General features: G+C 73.5%; 19 protein-coding genes. 14 read left to right on the top strand and 5 right to left on the bottom strand.

Annotated features, from left to right (window positions below; translation table 11 throughout):
• The first annotated feature begins 108 nt into the window (after positions 1–108).
• On the top strand, positions 109–879 hold the full coding sequence (locus tag ACIPM1_RS26270) for a DUF4190 domain-containing protein (protein ID WP_402438762.1): 771 nt from the start codon (positions 109–111) through the stop codon (positions 877–879).
• Positions 880–1,466: 587 nt separating this feature from the next.
• Here the strand turns inward: ACIPM1_RS26270 and ACIPM1_RS26265 are convergent.
• On the bottom strand, positions 1,467–2,024 hold the full coding sequence (locus ACIPM1_RS26265; RefSeq protein ID WP_402438760.1) for an NADAR family protein: 558 nt from the start codon (positions 2,022–2,024) through the stop codon (positions 1,467–1,469).
• A 211-nt stretch (positions 2,025–2,235) separates the two neighbouring features.
• On the opposite strand from ACIPM1_RS26265, the gene ACIPM1_RS26260 reads away from it, so the two are divergent.
• The 6 genes from ACIPM1_RS26260 to ACIPM1_RS26235 all read left to right on the top strand — a co-directional run bounded on the left by ACIPM1_RS26260 (position 2,236) and on the right by ACIPM1_RS26235 (position 9,435).
• Positions 2,236–3,774 carry a gamma-aminobutyraldehyde dehydrogenase gene (locus tag ACIPM1_RS26260; protein WP_402438758.1) on the top strand — a complete coding sequence of 513 codons (1,539 nt, stop codon included), beginning with the start codon at positions 2,236–2,238 and terminating at the stop codon, positions 3,772–3,774.
• A gap of 65 nt (positions 3,775–3,839) precedes the next feature.
• Entirely contained in the window at positions 3,840–5,087 is a 1,248-nt protein-coding gene (locus tag ACIPM1_RS26255) for a spermidine/putrescine ABC transporter substrate-binding protein (protein ID WP_402438756.1), read from the top strand.
• The gene (locus tag ACIPM1_RS26250) at positions 5,084–6,247 is read left to right on the top strand and encodes an ABC transporter ATP-binding protein (RefSeq protein ID WP_402438754.1); all 1,164 of its coding nucleotides are present in this window, start codon (positions 5,084–5,086) and stop codon (positions 6,245–6,247) included. Before ACIPM1_RS26255 ends, ACIPM1_RS26250 begins: the two co-directional genes overlap by 4 nt.
• Positions 6,247–7,176 (top strand): ABC transporter permease, encoded by a 930-nt coding sequence (locus ACIPM1_RS26245; RefSeq protein ID WP_356191261.1) that lies wholly within the window; start codon positions 6,247–6,249, stop codon positions 7,174–7,176. Before ACIPM1_RS26250 ends, ACIPM1_RS26245 begins: the two co-directional genes overlap by 1 nt.
• Entirely contained in the window at positions 7,177–7,977 is an 801-nt protein-coding gene (locus tag ACIPM1_RS26240; protein ID WP_356191264.1) for an ABC transporter permease, read from the top strand. It abuts the gene before it with no gap.
• A 30-nt stretch (positions 7,978–8,007) separates the two neighbouring features.
• Positions 8,008–9,435: an NAD(P)/FAD-dependent oxidoreductase gene (locus tag ACIPM1_RS26235; RefSeq protein ID WP_402438752.1), complete on the top strand. Its 1,428-nt coding sequence runs from the start codon at positions 8,008–8,010 to the stop codon at positions 9,433–9,435.
• 79 nt (positions 9,436–9,514) lie between these two features.
• Here ACIPM1_RS26235 and ACIPM1_RS26230 read toward each other — a convergent pair whose 3' ends face one another.
• Positions 9,515–10,435, bottom strand: a complete 921-nt coding sequence (locus ACIPM1_RS26230; RefSeq protein WP_402438750.1) for a phosphatase PAP2 family protein — start codon at positions 10,433–10,435, stop codon at positions 9,515–9,517.
• A gap of 110 nt (positions 10,436–10,545) precedes the next feature.
• Positions 10,546–11,880 carry a 4-aminobutyrate--2-oxoglutarate transaminase gene (gene gabT / locus ACIPM1_RS26225; RefSeq protein ID WP_402438748.1) on the bottom strand — a complete coding sequence of 445 codons (1,335 nt, stop codon included), beginning with the start codon at positions 11,878–11,880 and terminating at the stop codon, positions 10,546–10,548.
• A 313-nt stretch (positions 11,881–12,193) separates the two neighbouring features.
• Here gabT and ACIPM1_RS26220 point away from each other — a divergent pair, with 313 nt between their 5' ends.
• From ACIPM1_RS26220 to ACIPM1_RS26205, 4 genes are all read left to right on the top strand, one after another.
• Positions 12,194–14,644, top strand: a complete 2,451-nt coding sequence (locus ACIPM1_RS26220; protein WP_402438746.1) for an ATP/GTP-binding protein — start codon at positions 12,194–12,196, stop codon at positions 14,642–14,644.
• Positions 14,645–14,827: 183 nt separating this feature from the next.
• The gene (locus ACIPM1_RS26215; RefSeq protein ID WP_402438744.1) at positions 14,828–16,618 is read left to right on the top strand and encodes a PucR family transcriptional regulator; all 1,791 of its coding nucleotides are present in this window, start codon (positions 14,828–14,830) and stop codon (positions 16,616–16,618) included.
• 166 nt (positions 16,619–16,784) lie between these two features.
• The gene (locus ACIPM1_RS26210) at positions 16,785–18,230 is read left to right on the top strand and encodes an aldehyde dehydrogenase family protein (RefSeq protein ID WP_402438742.1); all 1,446 of its coding nucleotides are present in this window, start codon (positions 16,785–16,787) and stop codon (positions 18,228–18,230) included.
• Positions 18,231–18,347: 117 nt separating this feature from the next.
• Complete coding sequence (locus ACIPM1_RS26205) at positions 18,348–19,067, top strand: CDP-alcohol phosphatidyltransferase family protein (protein WP_402438740.1); 720 nt, start codon at positions 18,348–18,350, stop codon at positions 19,065–19,067.
• On the opposite strand, the gene ACIPM1_RS26200 is transcribed toward ACIPM1_RS26205, so the two are convergent.
• Positions 19,030–19,482 (bottom strand): adenylyltransferase/cytidyltransferase family protein, encoded by a 453-nt coding sequence (locus ACIPM1_RS26200; RefSeq protein ID WP_356191283.1) that lies wholly within the window; start codon positions 19,480–19,482, stop codon positions 19,030–19,032. The genes ACIPM1_RS26205 and ACIPM1_RS26200 overlap by 38 nt on opposite strands.
• A gap of 211 nt (positions 19,483–19,693) precedes the next feature.
• Between ACIPM1_RS26200 and ACIPM1_RS26195 the strand changes: the two genes are divergently transcribed.
• Genes ACIPM1_RS26195 through ACIPM1_RS26185 form a run of 3 tightly spaced genes read left to right on the top strand, consistent with a single transcriptional unit; the run spans position 19,694 to position 23,777 of the window.
• Positions 19,694–20,923, top strand: a complete 1,230-nt coding sequence (locus tag ACIPM1_RS26195; RefSeq protein WP_402438892.1) for a glycosyltransferase — start codon at positions 19,694–19,696, stop codon at positions 20,921–20,923.
• Positions 20,920–22,551, top strand: coding sequence for a lipopolysaccharide biosynthesis protein (locus tag ACIPM1_RS26190; RefSeq protein ID WP_402438737.1), 1,632 nt, complete (start codon positions 20,920–20,922; stop codon positions 22,549–22,551). The genes ACIPM1_RS26195 and ACIPM1_RS26190 overlap by 4 nt, the downstream gene beginning before the upstream one ends.
• Positions 22,548–23,777, top strand: a complete 1,230-nt coding sequence (locus ACIPM1_RS26185) for a hypothetical protein (RefSeq protein ID WP_402438736.1) — start codon at positions 22,548–22,550, stop codon at positions 23,775–23,777. The genes ACIPM1_RS26190 and ACIPM1_RS26185 overlap by 4 nt, the downstream gene beginning before the upstream one ends.
• Here the strand turns inward: ACIPM1_RS26185 and ACIPM1_RS26180 are convergent.
• Positions 23,737–25,239, bottom strand: coding sequence for a hypothetical protein (locus tag ACIPM1_RS26180; RefSeq protein ID WP_402438734.1), 1,503 nt, complete (start codon positions 25,237–25,239; stop codon positions 23,737–23,739). The genes ACIPM1_RS26185 and ACIPM1_RS26180 overlap by 41 nt on opposite strands.
• Positions 25,240–25,319: the final 80 nt, after the last annotated feature.

The raw sequence follows: 25,319 nt of genomic DNA, 5'->3' as shown, positions 1-25,319 counted from the left end.
TCGGGGAGGCGCCGTTCCGCCCCTTCCCGGAGGCGTGGCCCGTCCGTCCGGCGTGTCAGTACGAGGCCGTAGCATGGCGGGACGATCGAGCGAGGGGGACTGCGCGACATGACGGACGGAACGCGGCCGGGCGGGGGCGCCGGGGCCGAGCACAACCCCTGGGCTCCGCCGGAGAACGGGCCCTCGCTGGAGAAGCAGCCGCAGCAGCCCGCGGCCGGGCCGTGGGCCCCGCACCAGCAGGGGCCCGTGCCCGCGCAGGGCCAGCAGCCCCCGGCGCAGGACGGGACGCCGCCCGCGTGGCCTCCGGCGTACGGGCAGCCGACCCAGTCCGGACAGCCGTCCTACCCGCCGCCGTCCGTGCACGACCAGGCCACGATGGTCTCGATGCCGGCCGCCGGGACCACCCCGCCCGACCCGTCCGCCTTCGCTGCCCCCGGGGGCGAGTCCCCGATACCACCGCCGCCCCTCGCGCCCTCCGGCCCCGCCGCCCCCGGCGGCTACGGCTACCCCGCCTACCCGGGTTACGGCTGGCCCGGCGTGCCCATGGCCCCGCAGAACGGGCTGGGCACCGCGGCCATGGTGCTCGGCATCCTGGCGTGCTGCCTGTTCTGCCTGTACGGCGTGGTCTCGGTGGTGCTCGGCATCCTCGCCATCGTCTTCGGCGTCAAGGGCCGCCGTAAGGCCGACCGGGGCGAGGCCACCAACCCCGGCCAGGCCCAGGCCGGCCTGATCACCGGCATCATCGGCATCCTGCTCGGCATCGCGATGATCGTCCTCGTCGTCATCGGCATCACCAGGGCCATCAACGACAGGCACGCGGACTCGGACCCGTCCTACGGCGCGCACCGCCCCACCGCCACCGCCCTGGCCGCCCGCTGAGCCCAGCACCACGGCTGAGCCCGGCGGCCGGGGACCCCGCCGGAACGACGGGAACCAGGAGTACGGCGCCTCAGTCGACGCAGCCCAGGATCTCACCGGCCGGGCGCAGTTGTCGGGATCGTTGTCGCGCACGACGGACCGCCGCAGGTCCACTTGGCCGCCGGCGAGGTAGATGCCGCCCCCGCTGCCGGGGCCGCCGTTCGCGGTGTTGCGTTCGACCCGCGACGTGTCCAGCGTCACCGTGCCGCTGCTGACGTAGAGGCCACCGCCCTGGTTGTCGGCGGTGTTGTCCGCCACCCAGGTGCGGCTCAGACGGGTCGTGCCGCCCTCGGCGTTCTGGAGCCCGCCGCCGTCGACGGCGGTGTTGTGGTATAGCGCGGATTCCGAGACCGTCAGCGTGCTGCCGTAGTTGGCGAGGCCGCCGCCGCCGAAGGCGGTGGTCGCCGTGTTCTCGTGCACCGCCGAGCGACTCCGTCTGTCGCCCGAACGCCCGGCACTTGGCCTACGCATGTGCCGAGACCGGCCGCCGGCACGACAAGCCACAGGCAGCGCCCAGTCGCTGCCCGCGTGGCGGGTTTCAACGGGTTCTAAGCGGCGCCGAGCCGTTCCCGTGCCTCCATCAGGGCGAAGCCCAGCAGGTTGGGGCCCCGCCACTGCTCCGGATCGGCCGCCCGCTCGTCGTCCGCCGCCAGCCCGATGCCCCACACGCGGTCCACGGGGCTGGCCTCGACCAGCACGCGGTCGCCCGTGCCCAGCAGGAACGCCCGTAGTTCGGGGTGCGCGGCGAACTTGTGCACGCTGCCCTCGGCCACGACCCGGAACCGCTCGCGCTCCCATGCCGTCTCGTCGAAGCCGCGCACCAGCCGGCCCGCCTTCTTGGCGAGCGCGGGGTGGGGCGCCTCGACGGCGTGCCGCTCCGCCTCGGCGTCGCCGAAGAGCCGCGCCTTGGACGCCATCATCCAGTGCTCCGCCGTCGCGTACTCCACGCCGTCCACCGTGAACGGCGCCGGCCACCACTGGCTCAGACAGCTCGCGCCCACCCGCCCGTCGTGCCGCGGCCGGTGCCCCCAGAAGTACAGGTACGTGACCCTCGTGCCCGTCCGGGCCTCCCTGATCAGGGCGTCCCTGGAATCGATCCTCCCCATGCACGTGAGTGTGGCACGCGCCACTGGCAGTCCGTCCCGCCTTGTCCGGCTCGACTCGACACCTGGTCGACAGATTCCGTCGCGTAACCAAAAGGCAACAACGGAATCACTTGTTGAGGTCCCGTGGCTCTGTCAGGATCGGCACTCAAATCGAGCTGGAGCTACGCCAGCCGCCCCCGTGGAACGCGGGGCGACGGCGGAGGAGAGCGACATGCACAACCCGGGCAACGCCACCCCGGACCGATTCCCGGCACAGGAACGTTTCGCGGAGGGCGCGCAGTACATCGCGGGCCGCTTGACCCAGGGCACCTCGGGCCGCACCCACGCGGTGGTCGACCCGGCCACCGGAGCGGAGGTCCTCCGCTACGAGCTGGCCGGACCGGCGGACGTGGACGCCGCAGTCGCCGCCGCCCGCGCGGCGTTCCCCGGCTGGTCGGGCGCCACGCCCGGTGAGCGCTCGGACGCGCTGCACCGCTTCGCCGCCGTGCTCGCCGAGCGCGGGGAGGACCTCGCCCGCGCCGAGTCCCTCCAGTGCGGCAAGCCGCTGAAGCTGACGCGGGAGTTCGACGTCCCGGGCACGGTCGACAACACGGCCTTCTTCGCGGGCGCGGCCCGGCATCTGGCGGGCCAGTCCGCCGGGGAGTACTCCGGCGACCACACCTCGTACGTCCGCCGCGAGCCCATCGGCGTCGTCGGCTCCATCGCCCCCTGGAACTACCCCCTCCAGATGGCCGCCTGGAAGATCCTCCCGGCGATCGCCGCGGGCAACACCATCGTCCTGAAGCCCGCCGAGCTGACCCCGCTGACCTCGCTGATGTTCGCCCAGGCCGCCACCGAGGCCGGGATCCCGGACGGCGTCGTCAACATCGTCACCGGCACCGGCCTGGAGGCCGGCGAGCGTCTGGTCGCCCACCCCGACGTCGCCATGACCTCCTTCACCGGCTCCACGGCCGTCGGCAGGCGCGTCGCCGAGATCGCCACCGCCTCCGTCAAGCGCCTGCACCTGGAGCTCGGCGGCAAGGCCCCCTTCGTGGTCTTCGACGACGCCGATCTGGAGGCCGCGGTGCACGGCGCGGTCGCGGGCGCGCTCATCAACACCGGACAGGACTGCACGGCCGCCACGCGCGCGTACGTGCAGCGGCCGCTGTACGAGGAGTTCGTCGCCCGGACGGCCGCCCTCATGGAGACCGTCCGGCTCGGCGACCCCTTCGCCCCTGGTACCGATCTCGGCCCGCTGATCTCGCACGTCCAGCGCGACCGGGTCGCCGGCTTCGTCGACCGGGCCCGCGCCTACGCGCGCGTGGTCACCGGCGGCGAGGCCCCGCAGGGGGAGCTGAAGGAGGGCGCGTACTACCGCCCCACCCTGGTCGCGGACGCGGCCCAGGACAGCGAGATCGTCCAGGCCGAGATCTTCGGGCCGGTGCTGGTCGTTCTGCCGTTCGACAGTGATGATGAGGGTATCCGGCTGGCCAACGACACCCCCTACGGCCTGGCCGCCTCCGCGTGGAGCCGTGACGTCTACCGGGCGAACCGCGCGACCCGGGAGATCAAGGCGGGGTGCGTATGGGTCAACGACCACATCCCGATCATCAGTGAGATGCCGCACGGCGGCCACAAGCAGTCCGGCTTCGGCAAGGACATGTCAACGTACTCATTCGAGGAGTACACCCAGATCAAACACGTGATGTTCGACAACACCGCGGTGGCCCGGAAGGACTGGCACCGCACGATCTTCGGGGACCGGCCTTAGCCGACTCGGCTGCCGCCGGGTGGCACGACCGATTCGATCCACCCTCTCGAAAGGGCACCACGCGCATGGAGCAGTACGAGCCCGACCGCCTCTCACCGGCCCAAGTGGCCGCCGTACGGCGCAGCTTCCGCAACGGCCGGGCCTCCCTCACCCGCCGTTCGCTGCTGCGCGCCTCCGCGGGCGGCGCGCTCACGGTCGGCGGACTGGGGGCGCTGAGCGCCTGCGGCATTCCCGCGGCCGGCAAGACGCAGGGCAGCGGCACCACCCAGGACCACTCGGCCGAGGAGAAGGTCGTCGACTTCTCCAACTGGACCGAGTACATCGACGTCGACGACAGCGGCAAGCACCACCCGACGCTGCAGACGTTCGCCCGGCGGACCGGCATCCAGGTCAAGTACACCGAGGACATCAACGACAACAACGAGTTCTTCGGCAAGATCAAGCCGCAGCTCGCCGCGGGCCAGGACACCGGCCGCGACCTCATCGTCCTCACCGACTGGCTGGCGGCCCGCCTGATCCGCCTGGGCTGGGTCCAGAAACTGGACCCGTCGCACCTGCCCCACGCCTACAGCAACCTGTCGGCCCAGTTCCGCAACCCGGACTGGGACCCGGGCCGCGCCTACTCCTATCCCTGGCAGGGCATCTCCACGGTCATCGCCTACAACAAGAAGGCGCTGGACGGCATCGAGGTCAAGTCCGTCTCCGACCTGCTCGACAACCCCAAGCTCAAGGGGCGCGTCGGCTTCCTGTCCGAGATGCGCGACAGCGTCGGCATGACGCTGCTCGACATGGGCAAGGACCCGGCGAAGTTCACCGACGACGACTTCGACGCGGTGATAGCCCGGCTGCAGAAGGCCGTGGACAAGGGCCAGATCCGCCGCTTCACCGGCAACGACTACACGTCCGACCTCACCAAGGGCGACTTCGCCGCCTGCGTCGCCTGGGGTGGTGACATCGTCCAGCTCAAGGCGGACAGCCCGGACGTCGACTTCATCATCCCCGACAGCGGCTACATGACGTCGACCGACAACCTGCTGATCCCCAACAAGGCGCGCCACAAGACGAACGCCGAGCGGCTCATCGACTTCTACTACGAGCCCGAGCAGGCCGCCGCGCTCGCCGCCTACATCAACTACGTGTCTCCCGTCGACGGGGTGAAGCCCTACCTCGAGAAGATCGACAACGACGCGGCGAAGAATCCGCTCATCCTTCCCGACAAGGCCATGGCCGCCAAGTCCCACGCCTTCCGCTCACTGACGCAGAAGGAAGAGACGGCCTACGAAGAGAAGTTCGCGAAGCTCACAGGGGCGTGACGACCATGATGACGACAGAAACCAGCGGCGACGTCCGCCTCTCCGGGATCAGCAAGACCTACGGCAGCTTCACCGCCGTACACCCCCTGGAGCTCACCGTGCCGCAGGGCTCCTTCTTCGCCCTGCTCGGCGCCTCCGGCTGCGGCAAGACCACCACCCTGCGCATGATCGCCGGCCTGGAGGAACCCTCCTCCGGCACCGTGCACCTCGGCGATCAGGACGTGACCCACCTGCCGCCGTACAAACGGCCGGTCAACACGGTCTTCCAGTCCTACGCCCTCTTCCCGCACCTCGACATCTTCGAGAACGTCGCCTTCGGCCTGCGCCGCCGCGGCGTCAAGTCGGTGAAGAAGCAGGTCGAGGAGATGCTGGAGCTCGTCCAGCTCGGCGAGCAGGCCCGCAAGAAGCCGCACCAGCTCTCCGGCGGCCAGCAGCAGCGCGTCGCCGTGGCCCGCGCGCTGATCAACCACCCCAAGGTGCTCCTCCTCGACGAGCCGCTCGGCGCCCTGGACCTCAAGCTGCGCCGCCAGATGCAGCTGGAGCTCAAGCGCATCCAGACCGAGGTCGGCATCACCTTCATCCACGTCACGCACGACCAGGAGGAGGCCATGACCATGGCCGACACGGTCGCCGTGATGAACGCGGGCCGCGTCGAGCAGCTCGGCTCGCCCGCCGACCTCTACGAGAACCCGCAGACCACGTTCGTCGCCAACTTCCTCGGCACCTCCAACCTCATCGAGGCCGAGGTCGACGCCAAGAGCGGCGACGAGATCGTCCTCAAGGCCGGCGGCGGCAAGCTGACCCTGCCCGAGGCGCGCTGTTCCGCGCCGACGTCCGCCGGCGGCAAGGTGCTGGTCGGCGTCCGCCCGGAGAAAATCTCCCTCACCCACGCCGACGACGCGGGCGAGATCCCCACCGGCCGCAACCGGATCACCGGCCGGATCGCCGACTCCAGCTTCATCGGCGTCTCCACCCAGTACGTGATCGACAGCCCCGTCTGCCCCGAGTTCGAGGTCTACGCCCAGAACATCGACCGCGACGCCCGGCTGGCCCCCGGCGCCGAGGTCGTCCTGCACTGGAACCCGGCCCACACCTTCGGGCTCGACGCGGCGCAGGACATCGACGCGGGCGTCGAGACGGTCGAGGAGGACGCCGCCTGATGGCCGCCGTCACCGAGGCGCCGCCGCCCCTGGCGCCGGCCGCCCCCGCCAAGAAGCCCCCGCGCAAGCGGGGCCGCCTGACCCCGTACTGGCTGCTGCTGCCCGGCATCCTCTGGCTGCTGGTCTTCTTCGCGCTGCCGATGGTCTACCAGGCCTCCACGTCCGTGCAGACGGGCTCCCTGGAGCAGGGCTACAAGGTCACCTGGCACTTCGCCACCTACTGGGACGCGCTGTCCCAGTACTGGCCGCAGTTCGTGCGCTCGGTCCTCTACGCGGCCTCCGCGACGGTCCTGTGCCTGCTGCTCGGCTACCCGCTCGCGTATCTGATCGCCTTCCGCGCGGGCCGCTGGCGGAACCTGATCATGATCCTGGTGATCGCGCCGTTCTTCACCAGCTTCCTGATCCGCACCCTGGCCTGGAAGACGATCCTCGCGGACGGCGGCCCGGTCGTCGGCGCCCTCAACGCGCTGCACGTCCTGGACGTCACCAACTGGCTGGACTGGACCCAGGGCGACCGCGTGCTGGCCACCCCGCTCGCCGTGGTCTGCGGTCTGACGTACAACTTCCTGCCGTTCATGATCCTGCCGCTGTACACCTCGCTGGAGCGGATCGACCCGCGCCTGCACGAGGCGGCGGGCGACCTGTACGCCAAGCCGTCCACCGTCTTCCGCAGGGTCACCTTCCCGCTGTCGATGCCGGGCGTGGTCTCCGGCACGCTGCTGACCTTCATCCCGGCGGCCGGCGACTACGTCAACGCCGACCTGCTCGGATCCACCGACACCCGCATGGTCGGCAACGTCATCCAGACGCAGTTCCTGAGGATCCTCGACTACCCGACGGCCGCGGCCCTCTCCTTCATCCTGATGGCCGCGATCCTCCTCATGGTCACCCTCTACATCCGCAAGTCCGGCACGGAGGATCTGGTTTAAATGGCCTTCGTCAACTGGCTCAAGCGCCATCTCGTCGTCATCGCCGGACTGCTGACGCTCGGTTATCTCCTGCTGCCGAACGTCGTCGTCACGGTGTTCTCCTTCAACAAGCCCAAGGGCCGCTTCAACTACGAGTGGCAGCAGTTCTCCACCGCGGCCTGGCGGGACCCGTGCGGCGTCGCCGACCTGTGCGGCTCGCTGGCGATCAGCCTCCAGATCGCCGTGTGGGCGACGATCGGCGCCACCGTCCTCGGCACGATGATCGCCTTCGCGCTGGTCCGCTACCGCTTCCGCGCCCGCGGCGCCGTCAACTCGCTGATCTTCCTGCCGATGGCGATGCCCGAGGTCGTCATGGCCGCCTCGCTGCTCACCCTGTTCCTCAACATGGGCGCGCAGCTGGGCTTCTGGACGATCCTGATCGCCCACATCATGTTCTGCCTCAGCTTCGTCGTCACCGCCGTCAAGGCCCGCGTGATGTCGATGGACCCGAGGCTGGAACAGGCCGCGCAGGACCTGTACGCGGGACCCTTCCAGACCTTCGTCCGGGTCACCCTGCCGATCGCGGCACCGGGCATCGCCGCCGGCGCGCTGCTCGCCTTCGCGCTCTCCTTCGACGACTTCATCATCACCAACTTCAACGCGGGCTCGACCGTCACCTTCCCCATGTTCGTCTGGGGCTCGGCACAGCGCGGCACGCCCGTCCAGATCAATGTCATCGGTACGGCGATGTTCGTCGTCGCCGTCCTGTTCGTCCTGGCCTCGACGGTCATCGGAAACCGCCGCGCCCGGCAGAAGGCGTGAGCGGAAGGAACCCTGTGGGGAGTTGACATCATGGCCCCGAGCGCCATGAGCCGTACCAACGACTGGACCACCGCTCTCTCCGAAGCCCAGCCGGTCCCGTACTGGCTGGACGACCCCGGCCGGCCCCGCCCCGAGCCCGCGCTCACCGCCACCGAGACCTGCGACCTGCTGGTCGTCGGCGGCGGCTACAGCGGACTGTGGACCGCGCTCCTCGCCAAGGAGCGCGACCCCCGCACGGACGTGGTGCTGGTGGAGGCCCGCGAGGCGGGCTGGGCCGCCTCGGGCCGCAACGGCGGCTTCTGCGCCGCCTCCCTCACGCACGGCCTGGCCAACGGACTCACCCGCTGGCCCGGCGAGATCAGCACCCTGGAGGAGCTGGGCGCCCGCAACCTCGACGCCATCGAGGAGGCGGTCGCCCGCCACGGCATCGACTGCGACTTCGAGCGCACCGGCGAGATCGACGTGGCGACCGAGCCCTACCAGGCCCGGGAGCTGCGGGACTGGTACGCGCAACTGCGGCGCCGGGGGCTCGACGGGGGCGTCGAGTTCCTCGACCGGGACGCGGTCCGCGCACAGGTCGCCTCACCGACGTTCGAGGCCGGACTGTGGGACCGACGCGGTGTCGCCATGGTCCACCCGGCCAAACTGGCCTGGGGACTCAAACGCGCCTGCGCCCGGCTCGGTGTGCGGATCTACGAGCACACCCCCGCGCTCACCCTGAGGCCCTACGGCGCCGGCATGGCCGTACACACGCCGTACGGCCGGGTGCGCGCCCGCCGGGTCGCGCTCGGCACCAACGTCTTCCCGAACCTGGTCCGGCGGGTCCGTTCGTACACCGTCCCCGTCTACGACTACGCCCTGATGACCGAGCCGCTCACCGCCGAGCAGACGGCGTCGATCGGCTGGCAGAACCGCCAGGGGCTCGGCGACAGCGCCAACCAGTTCCACTACTTCCGGCTGTCCGCCGACAACCGGATCCTGTGGGGCGGCTACGACGCCGTCTACCCCTACGGCGGCCGGGTGCGCGCCGAGTACGACGACCGCCCGGAGACCTACGCCAAGCTCGCCGGGCACTTCTTCACCTGCTTCCCGCAGCTGGAGGGACTGCGCTTCACGCACGCCTGGGGCGGGGCGATCGACACCTGCTCGCGCTTCTCGGCCTTCTTCGGCACCGCCCACCAGGGGAGGGTGGCGTACGCGGCCGGGTACACGGGCCTGGGCGTCGGCGCCACCCGCTTCGGCGCGGACGTGATGCTCGATCTCCTCGCCGGGGAGCGCACCGAGCGCACCGCGCTGGAGATGGTCCGCAGGAAGCCGCTGCCCTTCCCGCCCGAGCCCTTCGCCTGGACGGGCATCGCGCTCACCAAGTGGTCGCTGGCGCGCGCCGACGCCCGCGGCGGGCGGCGCAACCTGTGGCTGAAGGCGATGGACCGGCTGGGCCTGGGCTTCGACAGCTGAGCGCGAAGGAACCGGCGATGCACGAGGCGGCCCGACCGGCCGCGGGGGAGGACCGGTGAGCGCGACGGGCCCCGCCGCGCTACCGCTCCTCGGGCCGGTCGACGCGGGAGTCGGTCGCGTCCGTCCGGCCCGGACCGGTGCGGGAGGGGACGGGGCCGCGGGACGGGCGACGGGGGTTCCGGCCGACGAGCAGCCACAGCGGGGACAGCAGCACCGCGCCCAGGCACCAACTGGCCACCACGTCCAGGGGCCAGTGGTAGCCGCGCCGGACCAGGCCGTAGGAGACGCCAAGCACGAGGACGGCGCAGACGGCGACGGCCGTGCGGCGGGTGCGCCGGGTGCGCAGCCGGGGGAGGAGGACCAGGACCGCGGACCCGTAGGCCACCGCGGCGGTGGCCGTGTGCCCGGAGGGGTAGTAGCCGACGCCGGGCGGCATGACCGGAGTGCCGTGGCGGGCCGTGAGGGCCTTGAGGGGGACGACGAACACCGGGACCAGGACCATCGCCGCGGCCGCCACGGCGGGCGCCGCCCACCAGCGGTCCGCCCCCGTGGCGCGGCCCCGCCGGGCGGCGTACGCCAGGACGGCCACCAGGACCGGGACCGCCACCTGGACGCCGCCGAGGTCCGCGAGGAGTTCCGAGAACCGGTCCGGGTGCAGCAGCGCCCGGCTGACCCGCTCGTCCACGCGGAGCAGCGGGCCGTCCGCGAAGACCTGCCAGGTGATCAGCGCGAAGAGGGCGGCCGGGAGGCCGAGGAGGAAGAGGGAGAGCACCGGGAGAAAGGTCGGCCGCCCCGGAACAGGGGGGGTGGTTCCGAGGCGGCCGTTCTGACCGGAACGCCGCGCGCCCCGGGGGGTCTGGGGCGGGCGACTGTCCGATCGGTGAGGAGACCCGGAGCCACGGGCCCCGGTTGTGTGCGCGAGGGCACGACCAGGCTGAAGCTGGGGAGGCCCCGGCCTGAGACCGTCCACAGTTCCCTGTGGACGGGGTGTATCTCTCATCTGGGTAGAAGCTACGGCAGCGGATCGCGGGAATCACGTCCCGTCATCCACCTCGCACACCTTCTTCACACGCTCTGCCGCTCACCCCGTCAGACGTGCGACAGGGCAGCTCAGATGCGCGCGAACGCCTGCTCGATGATGTCGAGACCCTCGTTGAGGAGGTCGTCGCCGATCACCAGCGGAGGCAGGAAGCGGAGCACGTTGCCGTAGGTGCCACAGGTCAGGACCAGCAGGCCCTCCTGGTGGCAGGCCTTGGCGAGCGCGGCGGTGGCCTCCGCGTTCGGCTCCTTCGTCGCCCGGTCCTTGACCAGCTCGATGGCGATCATGGCGCCGCGGCCGCGGACGTCGCCGATGATGTCGAACTTCTCGGCCATGGCGGTGAGGCGGGCCTTCATGATCGCCTCGATGTTCTTCGCCCTGGCGTTGAGGTCGAGCTCCTTCATGGTCTCGATGGCGCCGAGCGCGCCGGCACAGGCGACCGGGTTGCCGCCGTAGGTGCCGCCGAGGCCGCCCGCGTGCGCGGCGTCCATGATCTCGGCGCGGCCGGTGACGGCGGCCAGCGGCAGACCGCCCGCGATGCCCTTGGCGGTGGTGATCAGGTCCGGGACGATGCCCTCGTCCTCGCAGGCGAACCACTGGCCGGTGCGGCAGAAGCCGGACTGGATCTCGTCGGCGACGAAGACGATGCCGTGGTCGGCGGCGAACCGGCGGATCGCGGGCAGGAAGCCCTTGGCCGGCTCGATGAAGCCGCCCTCGCCGAGCACCGGCTCGATGATGATGGCGGCGACGTTGTCCGGGCCCACCTGCTTGGTGATCTGGTCGATGGCCTGCTGGGCGGCCTCCGGGCCCGCGTTCTCCGGGCCGGTCGGCCAGCGGTAGCCGTAGGCGACCGGGACGCGGTAGACCTCGGGGGCGAACGGGCCGAAGCCGTGCTTGTACGGCATGTTCTTGGCCGTCAGCGCCATGGTCAGGTTCGTCCGGCCGTGGTAGCCGTGGTCGAACACCACGACGGCCTGGCGCTTGGTGTACGCACGCGCGATCTTGACGGCGTTCTCGACGGCCTCGGCGCCCGAGTTGAACAGCGCGGACTTCTTGGCGTGGTCGCCCGGCGTGAGCTCGGCCAGCGCCTCGGCGACGGCCACGTAGCCCTCGTACGGCGTGACCATGAAACAGGTGTGGGTGAAGTCGGCGAGCTGCGCGGAGGCACGGCGTACGACGGCCTCGGCGGAGGCGCCGACGGAGGTCACCGCGATGCCGGAGCCGAAGTCGATCAGGCTGTTGCCGTCGACGTCCTCGATGACACCGCCGCCCGCGCGGGTGACGAAGACCGGCAGCGTGGAACCGACGCCCTGCGCGACCGCGGCGAGACGGCGGGCCTGCAGCTCCTGCGACTTCGGGCCGGGGATGGCGGTGACGACGCGGCGCTCCTGCGGAAGTGCGGTCATGGGGGCTCCCTGATGATCTTGCGTGCCGGACGGTCCGGTGTGCCCGGCACCGGCGGACCGGGACGTTCCGGGCGGGGCGTTTTGCGGACGCATACCTTCTTTTCTCGCAGGCTAGGTCGGTGGGAGAGGGGTGGGCATGCTCCATGTGGGCGTTGTCGGCGGCCGGGGTTGTCCGCCGTGGACATAGAGGTGCGGGGGGCCGGGCCGGACGGATCGACGCGCGGCTTGCCGCGCAATCGGTGAACTCCCCTTGCCCGGGCGTTAGATTGACTCGCTGACGGTGGACGGAACGGCAGCTCAGGGGGCAAGGGCGATGGACGACGGGACGCAGGAAGCCCGGGGTACGCACGCGAACCCCGTGCCGCGCCCGGCGGTGCCGCGGGACGCTCCCGCGATGCCGCCGCGGCCCGCGCGGCCCCCGGGCGCGCCGGACCCGGCGTACGGCCCGGGCTCGGCCGGGCAGGAGCACGCCCCGGGCGCGGCCGGGGCCGCTCGGCACCCGGCCCCGGTGTCGGCCGTGGCCGCCTGGCTGGACGAGCCCCGCCCCGACGCCCCGACCGGCGTCTGGCGCTTCGGCTACCGCCCCCCGAAGGGCGCGCGCACGCCCGACCGGCTCCCCGCGATCACGGTCGTCGGCCTCCTCGTCCCGCTGGTCGTGGCACTGTTCGTGTGGTCGCTGTGGCGGCAGGGCGCCCTCCCGTACGAGTGGGCCGTGCTGAAGCTGTTCACGCCGGCCGACTGGTGGTGGGGCGGCACCGTCTCGCCCAAGGGCGTGGAGGGCCGCGAGGCCCTGGTCGTCTACGACGGCGTCTTCTTCGGTGTGCTCGTGCTCGCCGTCGGCCGGCTGGGCAGCTGGGCCGACGTCCTGCGGCACTTCGTCGGCCGCCGCCCGCAGCCCGCGCGGGCCCTGTGCGCCGCGGCCGGCGCCCTGGTCGTGCTGAGCCTCGTCTTCCCGGGCGCCTTCCCGGGCGCCGGCTGGGACCCGCTGCCGGTCGTCGACCCGGTCTTCTCCCTCGTGGTCCTGCTCTCGGGCGGCTACGACCTGTTCGCCTCGCAAGTGTTCACCGACGGGCTCTACGCGGCCGTCACCCTGCTGGTGGTGTGGCCGTTCGCCCGGCTCGGCGGCTGGTGGGCCTACGCCAAGGAGGTCGCCGCGCGCCGCCGGAGCGCCGCGGACCCGGCGGCGGCGCCCGCCGCGGAGCTGCCCCGCTCCCAGTGGCCGGAGCTGAGGCGGGCCGGCCGGGACGAGGCGGCCGACGTGCTGACCGCCGAGGTGGCCGGCGGCCGGATGAACGACGTGGACTGCGCCCGCGTGGAGCGCGCCTGGACGCGGGCCCGGCGCGACGGCGACCTGGCCGCCTTCACGGACACGGTGCTGCGGCAGGGCGCGGCGGCCTGGACCCACCCCTCGGGAAGCCGGGACCTGCCCGGCCGCACCGCGCGGCACGACCTCCTCGGGGAGCAGGTGCGCATCGGACGGTGGGTGCCCGGGGAGCGGGCGCCGCGCGCCTACCACGGCGCCGGCGCCGCCCTCGGCCCCGACGTCCTCGGCACCTCCCTCCTGCTCGTGGGGCCGCCCGGCTCGGGCAAGACCCGCCAGGTCCTCGAACCGGTGACCGAGGGGCTCGCGCTGCAGGCCCTCACCGGGCGGTGCGCGGTCGTCGCCGTCTCCGCCGCCGGGGCCCCGCTGGGCCCGGACACGGCGTACGACGTCGTGGTGCGCATCGGCGACCCCGCCTCCGTCCACGACCTCGACCCCTACGCGGAGGCCGACGACCCGGACGAGGCGGCGGACTTCCTCGCCGAGGCGCTGGCGGGCGACCTGGACACCGTGAGCACCCAGGGCGCCGTCACCGCGCTCGCCCAGCTGCTCGGCCCCTACCGGGAGGTGCACGGGCACTTCCCGCCGCTGCCCGTGCTGCGCGAGCTCCTCGAGGGCGAGCCGGGGGCGCTCGCGGCCCTGCGCGCGGCGCTGGCGGACGACGGGCACACCGTGATGCGGCGCGAACTCGACGCCCGGATGCGGCAGGCCGGAACCGCCGCCGACGTGGGGCCCGCGCTGGCCGGCCGGCTGGCGCTGCTGGACCGGCCGGCCTTCGCCGAGTTCTTCGGCGTCGGGGGCGCGGGACGGTCCTTCTCGCTGCGGGCGGTCGCCCACCATCCGCTGCGGGTCCGCATCGACCTGCCCGAGCGCGGGCACGAGGAGGCGTGCCGTCTGATCACCCGGCTCGTCCTCGCGCAGTTCCACAGCGTCGTCCGGGACACGCGGCGCCCGCACTTCGCCTGCCTGGTCCTCGACGACGCCACCGGGACCGTGACCCCGGAGTCGGTCCGCCGCATCCAGCGGCTGCGCTCCCGGAACGCCGGTGTCGTCCTCGCCCTGCGCACCGTCTCCGACGTGCCCGAGGCACTGCACGGCCCGCTGCTCGGCGCCGTCGGCTGCCGCATGGCGCTGTGCGGCGTCACCACCTGGGACGGCAGCCGGTTCGCGCACGCCTGGGGCACCGCGTGGGTGGAGACGAAGGAGGTCGCCAAGCACACCGTCTTCGCCGACCAGCCCATGACTCGGGCCCTCCACGCGCTGCGCAAGCTGGTCACCGGCAAGGCCGTCACCACGGACGCCGTGACCACCAAGCAGGTCGAGCGGGAGCGCTGGTCCGCGTCCGAGCTGGCCCACGAGGTGCCGCCGGGCCACGCGGTGCTGTCGCTCACGAGCGTGCGGGGCGAGCACGCGCCTCCGCTGCTGGTGGATCTACGCGGGTGACGCCCGCCGGCGGGTGCACGGCGCCGAGGCGGTCCGGATCCGAAGTCGTACATTTTTGAACCGGACATCTGTACGTAGGGTCACACGACGACCGTACGGTGAGGCAGAATCGGCATGGGTCGTTCATACGTGACGGCCAAAAGATCACAATGATCACCCGATCTCCGCAGACCTGAAGGCCTCATGCCCCCGACGCTCGCCTCGCTCGTGCACCACTCGGCGCTGAAACTGACCGTGCGCGCGGGCGAGGACCGCCTGGACGTCCCCGTCCGCTGGGCCCATGTCAGCGAACTCGCCGACCCGGTGCCGTACATGGAGGGCGGCGAGTTGCTGCTGGTCACCGCGCTGAAACTGGACGCGGAGGACCCGGAGGCCATGCGCCGCTACGTGAAGCGGCTGGCCGGCGCGGGGGTCGTCGGGCTCGGCTTCGCCGTCGGCGTCAACTACGACGAGATCCCCGAGGCGCTCGTCGCCGCGGCCGAGGAGGAGGACCTGCCGCTGCTGGAGGTGCCCCGCCGCACCCCCTTCCTCGCGATCAGCAAGGCCGTCTCCGCCGCCATCGCCGCCGACCAGTACCGGTCGGTCACGGCGGGGTTCGCCGCCCAGCGCGAGCTGACCCGGCAGGCGCTGAACGCCGGGCCGGAGGGTCTGCTCGCCGCGCTCGCGGCCCAGGTCGACGGCTGGGCGGCGCTGTACGACGCCTCGGGCGCCGTCGTCGCGACCGCGCCGGAGTGGGCGGTGCGGCGGGCCGCCCGGCTCACGGCGGAGGTCGAGCGGCTGCGGGACCGGCCCGCGCCCGCGAGCGCGGTGGTCGGCGGCCCCGAGACGGAGGACCGCGTCGAGCTGCACTCCATCGGCACCGGGCGCCGCCCGCGCGCCGCGCTCGCCGTCGGCACGGCCGCGACCCTCGGCACCGCCGAGCGCTACGCCGTCCACTCCGCCATCGCGCTGCTGACGCTCACCACCGAGCGGTCGCGCTCGCTGCACGCGGCCGAGCAGCGGATCGGCGCGGCGGTGCTGCGGATGCTGCTCGCCGGGCAGCCCGACCACGCCCGCGCGGTCGCCGGCGACCTCTACGGCGGTCTGCTGGACGCGCCGTTCCGGGTGATCGTCGCCGAGTCCGCCTCGGCGTCGGCGGCCCGGGCGCGCGCGGACGTCCACGCACGCGTGCCGTCCTCCCCGCCCTCCGCCGCTTCCGCCCCGGCGGCCGTACCCGCCGCCCCCGCGCCGGGCCCAGCCGCGCCCGACTCCCCGGTGTCCGGCTCCTCCACCTCCCGTTCCGCGCGGGCCGGGTCGGCGCCGGCGGCCCCGGCCGGGGTGCTCGCCGCCGCGGGCGCGGCGGGCGACCCGCTCGCGGGACTCGCCGAGGTCGCGGAGGCGGCCGCCGCGCGGTCCGGCGAGACGGTGCTGGTGGTGCCCGAGGGGCAGCGGCTGGTGGTGCTGGCCGCGGACGGCGGCGCGGCGGTCGCGGCCTGCACGGAGTACGCGGCGGCGCTGGAGGCCGCCCGGGCCGCCGCGGTACGGGAGCAGTCGGGCGGCGGGGACGAGGACGAGCTCGTCGTGGGGCTGTCGGCGCCGGCCGGGCCCATCGCGGCCGCCGGGGCGTACAAGCAGGCCGAGCAGGCGCTGTCGGTGGCGCGGCGGCGCGGCCGGGTGTGCGTGGAGCACGAGCAGGTCGCGTCCGGTTCGGTGCTGCCGCTGCTGGCCGACGACGCGGTGCGCGCGTTCGCGGACGGGCTGCTGCGGGCGCTGTACGAGCACGACGCGACGGGCCGCGGGGACCTGGTGGCCTCCCTGCGGGCGTGGCTCTCCCGGCACGGCCAGTGGGACGCGGCCGCCGCCGACCTCGGCGTCCACCGCCACACCCTGCGGTACCGCATGCGCCGGGTCGAGGAGATCCTCGGCCGCTCCCTGGACGACCCGGACGTCCGGATGGAACTCTGGCTGGCCCTGAAGGCGACCTCGACGGAGTGAGCCCGGCCGCGCGGAGCGGCCGGCGCCCCGGCGGCCGTAGGCCAATTCGTAGCGTCCGCGCCCGCCACTGCTACGGGTCGGACAAACGACCCCCGGCCTGGCCCGCCCTACCGTGGAGCCCGCAAGCCGAGAACACCCCACTCAACGCGGAAGGGCCGGGACTCCTATGACTTCCAACCACGCCTTCTGGCTCGCCGGCCGCCAGGTCACCGGCGAGGACACCTTCGACGTCACCAACCCGTGGGACGGGCGCCTGGTCGGCACGGTGAGCGTGCCCACCGACGCCCAGGTCGAGGAGGCCGTGGCCGCCGCGTACGCCGTGCGGGACGAGTTCGCCGCCGCCCCGGCGCACGTGCGCGCCGCCGCCCTGACCCACGTCGCCACGCGGCTCGCCGAGCGCACCGAGGAGATCGCGCAGCTGATCTCCGCCGAGAACGGCAAGCCGATCAAGTGGGCCCGGGGCGAGGTCGGCCGTGCCGTCTCCGTGTTCCGGTTCGCCGCCGAGGAGGCCCGGCGGTTCAACGGCGGCGAGGCCCAGCGCCTCGACACCGACGCCGGCGGCCAGGGGCGCCTCGCGCTCACCCGCCGCTTCCCGAAGGGTGTCGTCCTCGGCATCGCGCCGTTCAACTTCCCGCTGAACCTGTGCGCCCACAAGGTCGCCCCGGCCATCGCCGCGGGCGCCCCGATCATCCTCAAGCCGGCCCCGGCCACCCCGCTCTCCGGCCTGATCCTCGGCGAGCTGCTCGCCGAGACCGACCTGCCCGCCGGCTCCTGGAGCATCCTGACCGTCGCCAACGACCGGATGCCCGCGCTGGTGCAGGACGAGCGCCTTCCGGTCATCTCCTTCACCGGGTCGGAGAAGGTCGGCTACGCGATCATGGACTCGGTGCCGCGCAAGCACTGCACCCTGGAGCTGGGCGGCAACGGCGCTGCCGTCGTCCTCGCCGACTGGGCCAGCGACGAGGACCTCGACTGGGCCGCGACCCGCATCGCCACCTTCTCCAACTACCAGGGCGGCCAGTCCTGCATCTCGGTGCAGCGCGTGATCGCCGACGCCGCCGTCTACGACCGGCTGCTGCCCCGCATCGTCGCCGCGGTCGAGGCGCAGGTCACCGGCGACCCCGCCGACGACAAGACCGACGTCGGCCCGCTGGTCAGCGAGGACGCCGCCCGGCGCGTGGAGTCCTGGGTGACCGAGGCCGTCGAGGCCGGAGCCACCCTGCTCACCGGCGGCGAGCGCGACGGCGCCACCTACGCGCCGACCGTCCTCACCGACGTGCCGGCCGAGGTGACGCTCTCCTGCGAGGAGGTCTTCGGGCCCGTCCTCACCGTGCAGAAGGTGGACGGCGAGGCCGAGGCGTTCGCCGCCGTCAACGACTCCAAGTACGGCCTGCAGGCGGGCGTGTTCACTCACGACCTGCAGAGCGCCTTCCGCGCCCACCGCGCCCTGGAGGTCGGCGGCGTGGTCGTCGGCGACGTCCCGTCCTACCGCGCCGACCAGATGCCGTACGGCGGGGCCAAGCAGTCCGGTGTGGGCCGCGAGGGCGTGCGGTTCGCGATGGACGACTACACCTACGAGCGGGTCCTCGTCCTGACCGGTCTCGCGCTCTGATCCCGCCTTCCGCCCCCGGCGCCCCGACGCGGATGTCATCATGACGGTCGCGTGGTGCCGGGGGCGGTGCCGCGCCGGGGGCACGGCGCAGACGCTACGGGGACGCGAGGGGGGCTCGTGGGGACGACGGTGCTGGGGGAGCTGCGCGGGGCGCAGAAGTCGGCGAAGGGCGTGTCGCTGTACTCGCGGTACGTCAACCGGCCGGCGGGCCGGTATCTGGCGGCCGGGGCGTACCGGCTCGGACTGACGCCCAATCAGGTCACCTTGATCAGCGGGGCGTTCACCTTCACCGGCATCGCGGCGGTGGCCCTGGGCCGCCCCTCCTGGCCGCTCGCGCTGGCGGTGTACGCCGCCCTGGTCGTCGGCTTCGCCTTCGACTCCGCCGACGGGCAGCTCGCCCGGCTGACCGGGAAGGGCGGTCCGGCCGGGGAGTGGCTGGACCACGTGGTGGACTGCGCGAAGATGGTCGCGCTGCACACGGCGGTGCTGATCTCCTTCTACCGCTTCTTCGGCCTTCCCGGCGCCGGCTGGCTGCTGCTGCCGCTCGCCTTCCAGCTCGCGGCCGTGCTCACCTTCTGCGCCGGCCTGCTGACCGAGCAGCTCAAGCGGGGCCGGACCCCGGCCGGCACCCCGGCGGCTCCGCCCTCCCGGCTGCGGGCGGTGGCCCTGCTGCCGGTGGACTACGGGGTGTTCTGCCTGGTGTTCCTCACGCTGGGCGAGCCGCGGCTGTTCCGCGGGGCGTACGCCGTCCTCGCCGCCGTGCACGCGCTGTTCCTCGTGGCGTTCCTCGCCAAGTGGTTCAGGGAGCTGTCCGCGCTTCCCCGGAACCCGGCGTGACCAGCGCGTCCAGGGCCCTGCTCAGCAGGGTGCTGGAGGTGTGGACGGTGTAGGGGAAGTAGACGACCTCCACGCCGACGGTCGCGAAGTCGCGCTCCAGCCGCTCGCCCTTCTCGGTGCCCCGCCAGTCGTCGCCCTTGAAGATGACGTCGAAGCGGACCTGCTGCCAGGTCTCCAGCTTGTCGGGGACGGTCTCGACGAACGCGGCGTCCACGTGCCGGACGCTGCGCACGATCTCCAGGCGCTCCGGCAGCGGGACCACGGGCGCGCGCCCCTTGGCGAGCCGGGCCATCTCGTCCGAGACCACGCCGGCGACCAGGTAGTCGCACTGGCTGCGGGCGTGCCGGAGGATGTTCAAGTGGCCGATGTGGAACAGGTCGTAGACCCCGGGTGCATAACCGACACGATGGACCATGCGTTCTCCCCCCACAGTGAACGTCAATCCGCCAAAGGCAGTTGATGGTCCACCGACCTTACTGTGAAGCCCACCTGGAGATCCCGTGAACGGTTAAGGTGGGCGAGGATCGCTTCTGGGGGGAAGGGGACCGGCGTTGACCGGATTCGAGCCCGCGCATGCCCGTACCGAGCACGGCGAACACCTGCACCTGACCGGCCGCTGTGTGCTGCTGGTGTCCACCAACTACGCGCCCGAGCACACCGGCATCGGCCCGTACGCCACCCAGCTCGCCGAGCACTGGGCGGCCCGCGGCGCCGACACCCACGTCCTCGCGGGCATGCCGCACTACCCGTCCTGGCGGCTCGACCCCGAGTACGCGGGCTTCTGGCGGACCACGGAGAGACGCGGCGGGGTCACCGTGCACCGGCGCAGACACACCGTGCCCGCCCGGCAGACCGCCGTGCGCCGGGCCCTGTTCGAGGCCTCCCTGCTCGCCCACCAGCTCGCCGCGCCGCCCCGGATGCCCCGCCCGCACGCGGTCGTCGCGCAGATGCCCAGCCTGGCGGGCGCGGTGGCCGCCGCCCGGATCGCGCGCCGCCACGGGGTTCCCTTCGTACCGGTCGTGCAGGACCTGATGGGCGCCGCGGCCGCGCAGAGCGGCATCAGCGGCGGCGACCGCGCGGCCGCGGCGGCGGCCCGCGCCGAGCGCTACGCGCTGGGCCGCGCCACGCTCGTCGGCGTGATTCACGACAGCTTCCGGCCCCGGGTGGAGGCGATGGGCGTCGACCCGTCCCGCATCCGGCTGGTGCCCAACTGGTCCCACGTGGCCCGCCCTTCACGGCCGCGCGCCGAGACGCGGGCCCGGCTGGGCTGGTCCGGCGACCGTCCGGTGGTGCTGCACTCCGGCAACATGGGCCTGAAGCAGGGCCTGGAGGTCCTCGTCGACGCGGCCCGCCTCGACCCCGGCGTCGACGTCGTGCTCATGGGCGACGGCAACCAGCGCGCGGCCCTCCGGGAGCGGGCCGGCGACCTGCCCAACCTGCGCTTCCTGCCGCCCGCCGAGGAGGCGGACTTCCCCGACGTCCTCGCCGCCGCCGACGTCCTCGCGGTCACCCAGCGGGCCTCCGTGCTCGACATGAGCGTGCCGTCCAAGCTCACCTCCTACTTCGCCGCGGGGCGTCCGGTCCTCGCCTCGGTCGCGGCCGAGGGCGGCACGGCAGACGAGGTGCGCCGCTCGGGCGCCGGGGTGCTGGTCCCACCGGAGGACCCGGACGCCCTGCTGAAGGCGGTACGGGAGCTCGCGGCGGACGCCGCCGCGGCGGACCGGCTGGGGGCCCGAGGCCCCGCGTACGTGGACGAACGGCTCAGCCGCGCGGACGGCCTCGGCCGCCTGGACGGCCTGCTCGCCGAGGCACTGGAACAGGGCACCACCGCGCACGAAGGAGCGGCACGCGCATGAACGAAGAGGCACGGGGGCAGCAGGACGAGCCGGAACTCCTGCGCGACCAGGTGCAGCAGGTCCTGCGGCACCGCGTCCTGGTGGCCGGCGGGCTGGCCGCGGGGCTGCTCGCCGGGAGCTGGTTCGCCTTCGGCTCGGCGCCGACGTACGAGTCCTCCAGCGAGGTGCTCGTCCGGGCGGCCACCATCAACCCGTACGCGGCGAGCGGGATCTCCGTCGACAAGCAGGTCAACATCGGCAGCGAGCGGCAGACGGCCGCCGGGAACGCGGTGGCCGCGCGCGCCGCGCTGAAGCTCGGCCGGGGCCCGGCGGACGTCGGTGACCTGCAGAGCCATCTGCAGGTCACCAACCCGCCGGACACGCTGGTGCTGAGGTTCAGCTACGTCGCCGGCAGCCCGCGGGCGGCCGCGCGGGGCGCCAACGCCTTCGCCGAGGCCTATCTCGACTACCGCGAGAAGCAGACCGCCGGCACCGTCGCCACGATGGTCAAGGGCTACCAGAACCAGCTGAACCCGCTCGCCAAGCAGCGCGAAGACCTGCTGAAGCAGATCGACCGGCTCCAGGGCGACACCGAGAAGAGCACCGTGCTGGCCGCCCAGGCCAATCTGCTCAGCCAGATCACCCAGCTCACCAACAGCATCAGCGAGCTCAAGGCACTGGACACCACGCCCGGTTACGTCACCGTCACCGCCGAGCCGCCGACCGGCGCCGAGGGCCTCGGCACCCCGCTGCTGATCGCGCTGGGCGGGGTGGTCGGCCTGGCCCTCGGCCTGCTCGGCGCCTGGCTGCGGATGATCTTCGACCCGGCGGCCCGCTCCGCGGAGACCGTGGCCCGCGCGCTGCGCGCCCCCGTGCTGGGCGTCCTGCCGAAGGCGCCCGAGGAGCCGCTGCTCGCCCCGGACGGCGCCCTCGCCGAGCAGTACCGCTCGGTGGCCTTCCGGCTGGCCTACGACCGGCACTTCGCCGACCGCCGGCGGCTGCTGGTGGTCGAGCCGAACGGCGAGGGCACGACCGCCGCCGCCGTCGCGGTCAACCTCACCGCCCGCTTCGCCGAGACCGGCATGTCGGCCCTGCTCGTCGAGGCGGACCTGCGCCGTCCCGGGCTCGACGGGCGGCTGCCCGAGGCGCCCGGGGCGCGCGCCGGCTGGGCCAACGGGCGCACCGCCGAGGGCAATCCGTGGCCCGGGGGCCGGCACATCACGGTGGACGCCGGGGAGTCCGGCACCTTCGAGCTCGTCCCCGGCACCCGGGTGCCGCACGTGGCCCGCGCACTCACCTCCGCGGCCACCACCCGCCTCATCGACCAGGCCGACGCCCCGAACACCACGGTCGTCGTCCTCGCCCCGCCCGTGCTGTCCTACGCCGACGCGCTCGCGCTCGTCGACCGCGTCGACGGAGTCGTCGTCGTGTGCGACCCGCGCACCACCGCGCGGACCGCGCTCGAGCGCGTCCGCGAGCTGATCGACGGGGCCGGCGGCCAGGTGCTCGGCGCCGTGCTGCACCCGGCCGGAAGCGGGCGCAGGGGCCGCCGCCGCCGGGGGGCCGGCGCCACCGCCGTCCCGGCCCGGGCGCGGGCGCTGCCCGCCGAGACCGTCCCCCGGGACACCCTGTCCTCGGGCACCCGGTGAGGGCGCGCACCGCCGTCCTGTGCTCGGTCCTCGACCAGGCGGTGAGCGCGCTCACCAACATCGCCGTCCTGGTTCTGGTCGCCCGGCACAGCGAGGCCGGCACCTTCGCCGTGTTCGCCACGGCGTACGTGGTCTTCACCGTGCTGCTCGGCGCCTTCGGGGCGTACGTCGGCCAGGAGCTGGTGCTGCGCCGGGGCGAGCCGGAGACGCTGGGGCGGGCCTGCCGCGGCGCGGCCGCGTTCACCGCGAGCGCCTCCGCCGTGCTGGGCGCACTGCTCGCGGGCGGCTCCGCCCTGCTGTCCTCGGACGCGGCGGTGTACGGGGCGCTCGGCCTCGTGCTGCCGGTGACCCTCACCCAGGACACCCTGCGCTACTGCTTCTCCGTGCTGCGCAGACCGCACCTGGCGCTCGCCACGGACCTGCTGCGGCTCGGCGCCGCGCTGCCGCTGCTGGCGGCGCAGCCGGGCGGCGCCTCCGCCGCCCGCGCCACCCTGGTGTGGGGCCTGTCCGCGCTGCCCGCCCTGCTGCTGGCCCTGGCCCTGCTGCGGCCGTACGTCCGGGGGGCCGGCACCGACCTCGGGCGCTACGTCGGCCGCGGCCACCTCGGCCGCCGCTTCCTGGTCGAGTTCGGCGTCGGCAACGCCACCAGCCAGCTCGCCGTCCTGGCCCTCGGCCTGTTCGCGACCCCGCTCGCGGTCGGCGCGCTGCGCGGCGCGACCACCCTGTTCGGGCCGCTGAACGTGGCCTTCAACGCGGCCACCGGGTTCGGTCCGCCGCTGCTCGGCCGGCACCCCGCGCCCCGGCGCGCGGCGCTGGCCGCCGGCGGGGCGCTGGCCGCCCTCGCCGCCGGATGGGCGGCCGTGCTGTACGCGCTGCCCACCCGCTACGGCCGGCAACTCCTCGGCGACACCTGGGAGTCGGCGGCCCGGGTCCTGCCGGCCACCGGCGCCCAGTACGCGGCGATGGCGTTCGGCGTGTGCGGGCTGCTCGCGCTGCGGGTGCTCGCCCCCCGCACCACCCTGCCAGTGCAGCTGGTGTTCTCGCCGGTGTCCGCCGGGCTGCTGCTCGCCGGGTACGCCTGGGCCGGGGTCGCGGGCGCCGCCTGGGGTCTGTGCGTGGGCTCGGTGCTCAAGGGCGCGGCGGCCTGGCTGCGGGCCGTGCGGGCGCCCGGCCGGCCCGCGGCCGTCAGTGCAGCTGCCGCCACCGCTCCGGACGCAGTGTCGTGATCAGCGCCAGGCACAGCACCGCGATCGCGATCCGCCCGGAGGCCTGCAGCAGCGGGCCGCGCAGCAGGATGAAGGAGTAGCCGGCCACCAGCGGGACGGCCAGGGTGAGAATGCTCGCCGGTCCGGCCCGCACCACCCGGTGCGCGTAGCGCCGGTCCACCCGGGCCGCCACCCAGCCGATCAGCCCGAACCCGGCGACCATGCCCACCGCCCCGAAGTCCAGCCACAGTTCGGCCCACAGCGGTGAGGAGCGGTTGGTGTTGGCCGCCGCCATCCACTCGCTCACCATCACCCCGGTGTCCCGCGGCTTCGCCGTCCACACCGACCGGGGCACGAAGAACAGGGCGGAACCGGTCAGCTGGCGCCCGTAGGTGTGGCCGTTGCCCGCGTCGGCGTACGTGATGGTGTTGGCGAACATCGCCATCTGGTCGTAGTCCTTGAGCACCAGCGGGTCGAGGACCGACGACGTCCGGGCGGCGGCGGGGGTGTTGGCGCTGTCGTAGCGGAACCGGTCGGCGAACGGGAAGATCAGCACGGCCGCGGCGACACCCAGCGACAGGGCCGCCCGGTACATCGCGGGGCTCTGCGGGAAGACGGTGAACAACAGGGCGAGCAGGACGGTCAGGAACCAGTAACGCGGGTTGGAGATCGGGTTGTTGACGATCGCGTTCAGACCGGCCAGGGCGGCCAGCGTGAGCCAGGGCAGCGGACGCCGCCGGGCTCGCGGCGAGGTGATCAGCCAGCGGGTCACCACCATGAGCGCGAGGAGCGCCGGGACCGTGCCGAAGCCGCGCAGCATCGCCGTGCCCGCCTGCGAACCGCCGTCGCCCACACCGCTGTTCCCGATCGACTGGGTGATCTCCATCCGGCTGGCGAAGAAGACCCCGAGCCCGCCGAGCTTGGCCACGAACAGCCCGCTGCCCGCGAACGCCAGCGCCACCAGGACCGCCAGCCGCCGCCGCGCCACCGTGGCGGGCCGGAACACCGTGCGCGCGGTCGGCCGCACCCCCGGCCGCACCAGCAGCGCCCCGGCGTCGAACGCGGCGCACGCCACCAGCACCAGGCCGACGGCCAGCGCCAGGTCCGACCGTGAACCGGCCACCGGCACCGGGTACTTGCCCATGACGGCCTGGGCGAGCGGGGCGATGCCCATGGCCATGTAGACGAACAGCCAGAAAGTGCCTTGCAGCAGCTTGCGGTGCCGGCCCAGGATCATCGCGGACAGCCGGGCCGCCGCGTAGACGGTGAGGACCAGTTGCAGCCAGTACGCCTGGTCGCGCAGGCCCGCCCCCTGGCGCAGGGTGACGAACGCCGGCAGCAGCACGGTCAGCCCCAGGACCAGCGGCAGCGCCAGCACCCGCCGCAGGGCCCCGCGCCGTGAACCGCGCCGCGCCTCGGCCGGGTCGGTCCGCAACGGCCGTACGGCAGCCGGTGATCCGGCAGCCGGTGTTCCCGCCGCCATAAGCCCCCCCCTCCGCCCTTCGTTCACAGAGTCTACGGATTTGTGTGCGGGCCGCGGGGGGAATCCCTAGGGTGGAGCGC

The organism is Streptomyces sp. NPDC086766 (genome assembly GCF_044746005.1).
Taxonomy (GTDB): Bacteria; Actinomycetota; Actinomycetes; order Streptomycetales; family Streptomycetaceae; genus Streptomyces.
Note: the sequence above shows the minus strand (reverse complement) of the source record. Positions and strands in the feature narration are given on the sequence as shown.

Excerpts from the sequence above, each read along its gene's own strand:
- ACIPM1_RS26180 (WP_402438734.1), bottom strand. The coding sequence starts at position 25,239 with ATGGCGGCGGGAACACCGGCTGCCGGATCACCGGCTGCCGTACGGCCG.
- ACIPM1_RS26190 (WP_402438737.1), top strand. The coding sequence starts at position 20,920 with ATGAACGAAGAGGCACGGGGGCAGCAGGACGAGCCGGAACTCCTGCGC.
- ACIPM1_RS26265 (WP_402438760.1), bottom strand. The coding sequence starts at position 2,024 with ATGGGGAGGATCGATTCCAGGGACGCCCTGATCAGGGAGGCCCGGACG.
- ACIPM1_RS26260 (WP_402438758.1), top strand. The coding sequence starts at position 2,236 with ATGCACAACCCGGGCAACGCCACCCCGGACCGATTCCCGGCACAGGAA.
- ACIPM1_RS26270 (WP_402438762.1), top strand. The coding sequence starts at position 109 with ATGACGGACGGAACGCGGCCGGGCGGGGGCGCCGGGGCCGAGCACAAC.
- ACIPM1_RS26215 (WP_402438744.1), top strand. The coding sequence starts at position 14,828 with ATGCCCCCGACGCTCGCCTCGCTCGTGCACCACTCGGCGCTGAAACTG.
- ACIPM1_RS26220 (WP_402438746.1), top strand. The coding sequence starts at position 12,194 with ATGGACGACGGGACGCAGGAAGCCCGGGGTACGCACGCGAACCCCGTG.
- ACIPM1_RS26230 (WP_402438750.1), bottom strand. The coding sequence starts at position 10,435 with ATGAGAGATACACCCCGTCCACAGGGAACTGTGGACGGTCTCAGGCCG.
- ACIPM1_RS26210 (WP_402438742.1), top strand. The coding sequence starts at position 16,785 with ATGACTTCCAACCACGCCTTCTGGCTCGCCGGCCGCCAGGTCACCGGC.
- gabT (WP_402438748.1), bottom strand. The coding sequence starts at position 11,880 with ATGACCGCACTTCCGCAGGAGCGCCGCGTCGTCACCGCCATCCCCGGC.
- ACIPM1_RS26245 (WP_356191261.1), top strand. The coding sequence starts at position 6,247 with ATGGCCGCCGTCACCGAGGCGCCGCCGCCCCTGGCGCCGGCCGCCCCC.
- ACIPM1_RS26235 (WP_402438752.1), top strand. The coding sequence starts at position 8,008 with ATGGCCCCGAGCGCCATGAGCCGTACCAACGACTGGACCACCGCTCTC.
- ACIPM1_RS26240 (WP_356191264.1), top strand. The coding sequence starts at position 7,177 with ATGGCCTTCGTCAACTGGCTCAAGCGCCATCTCGTCGTCATCGCCGGA.
- ACIPM1_RS26255 (WP_402438756.1), top strand. The coding sequence starts at position 3,840 with ATGGAGCAGTACGAGCCCGACCGCCTCTCACCGGCCCAAGTGGCCGCC.
- ACIPM1_RS26200 (WP_356191283.1), bottom strand. The coding sequence starts at position 19,482 with ATGGTCCATCGTGTCGGTTATGCACCCGGGGTCTACGACCTGTTCCAC.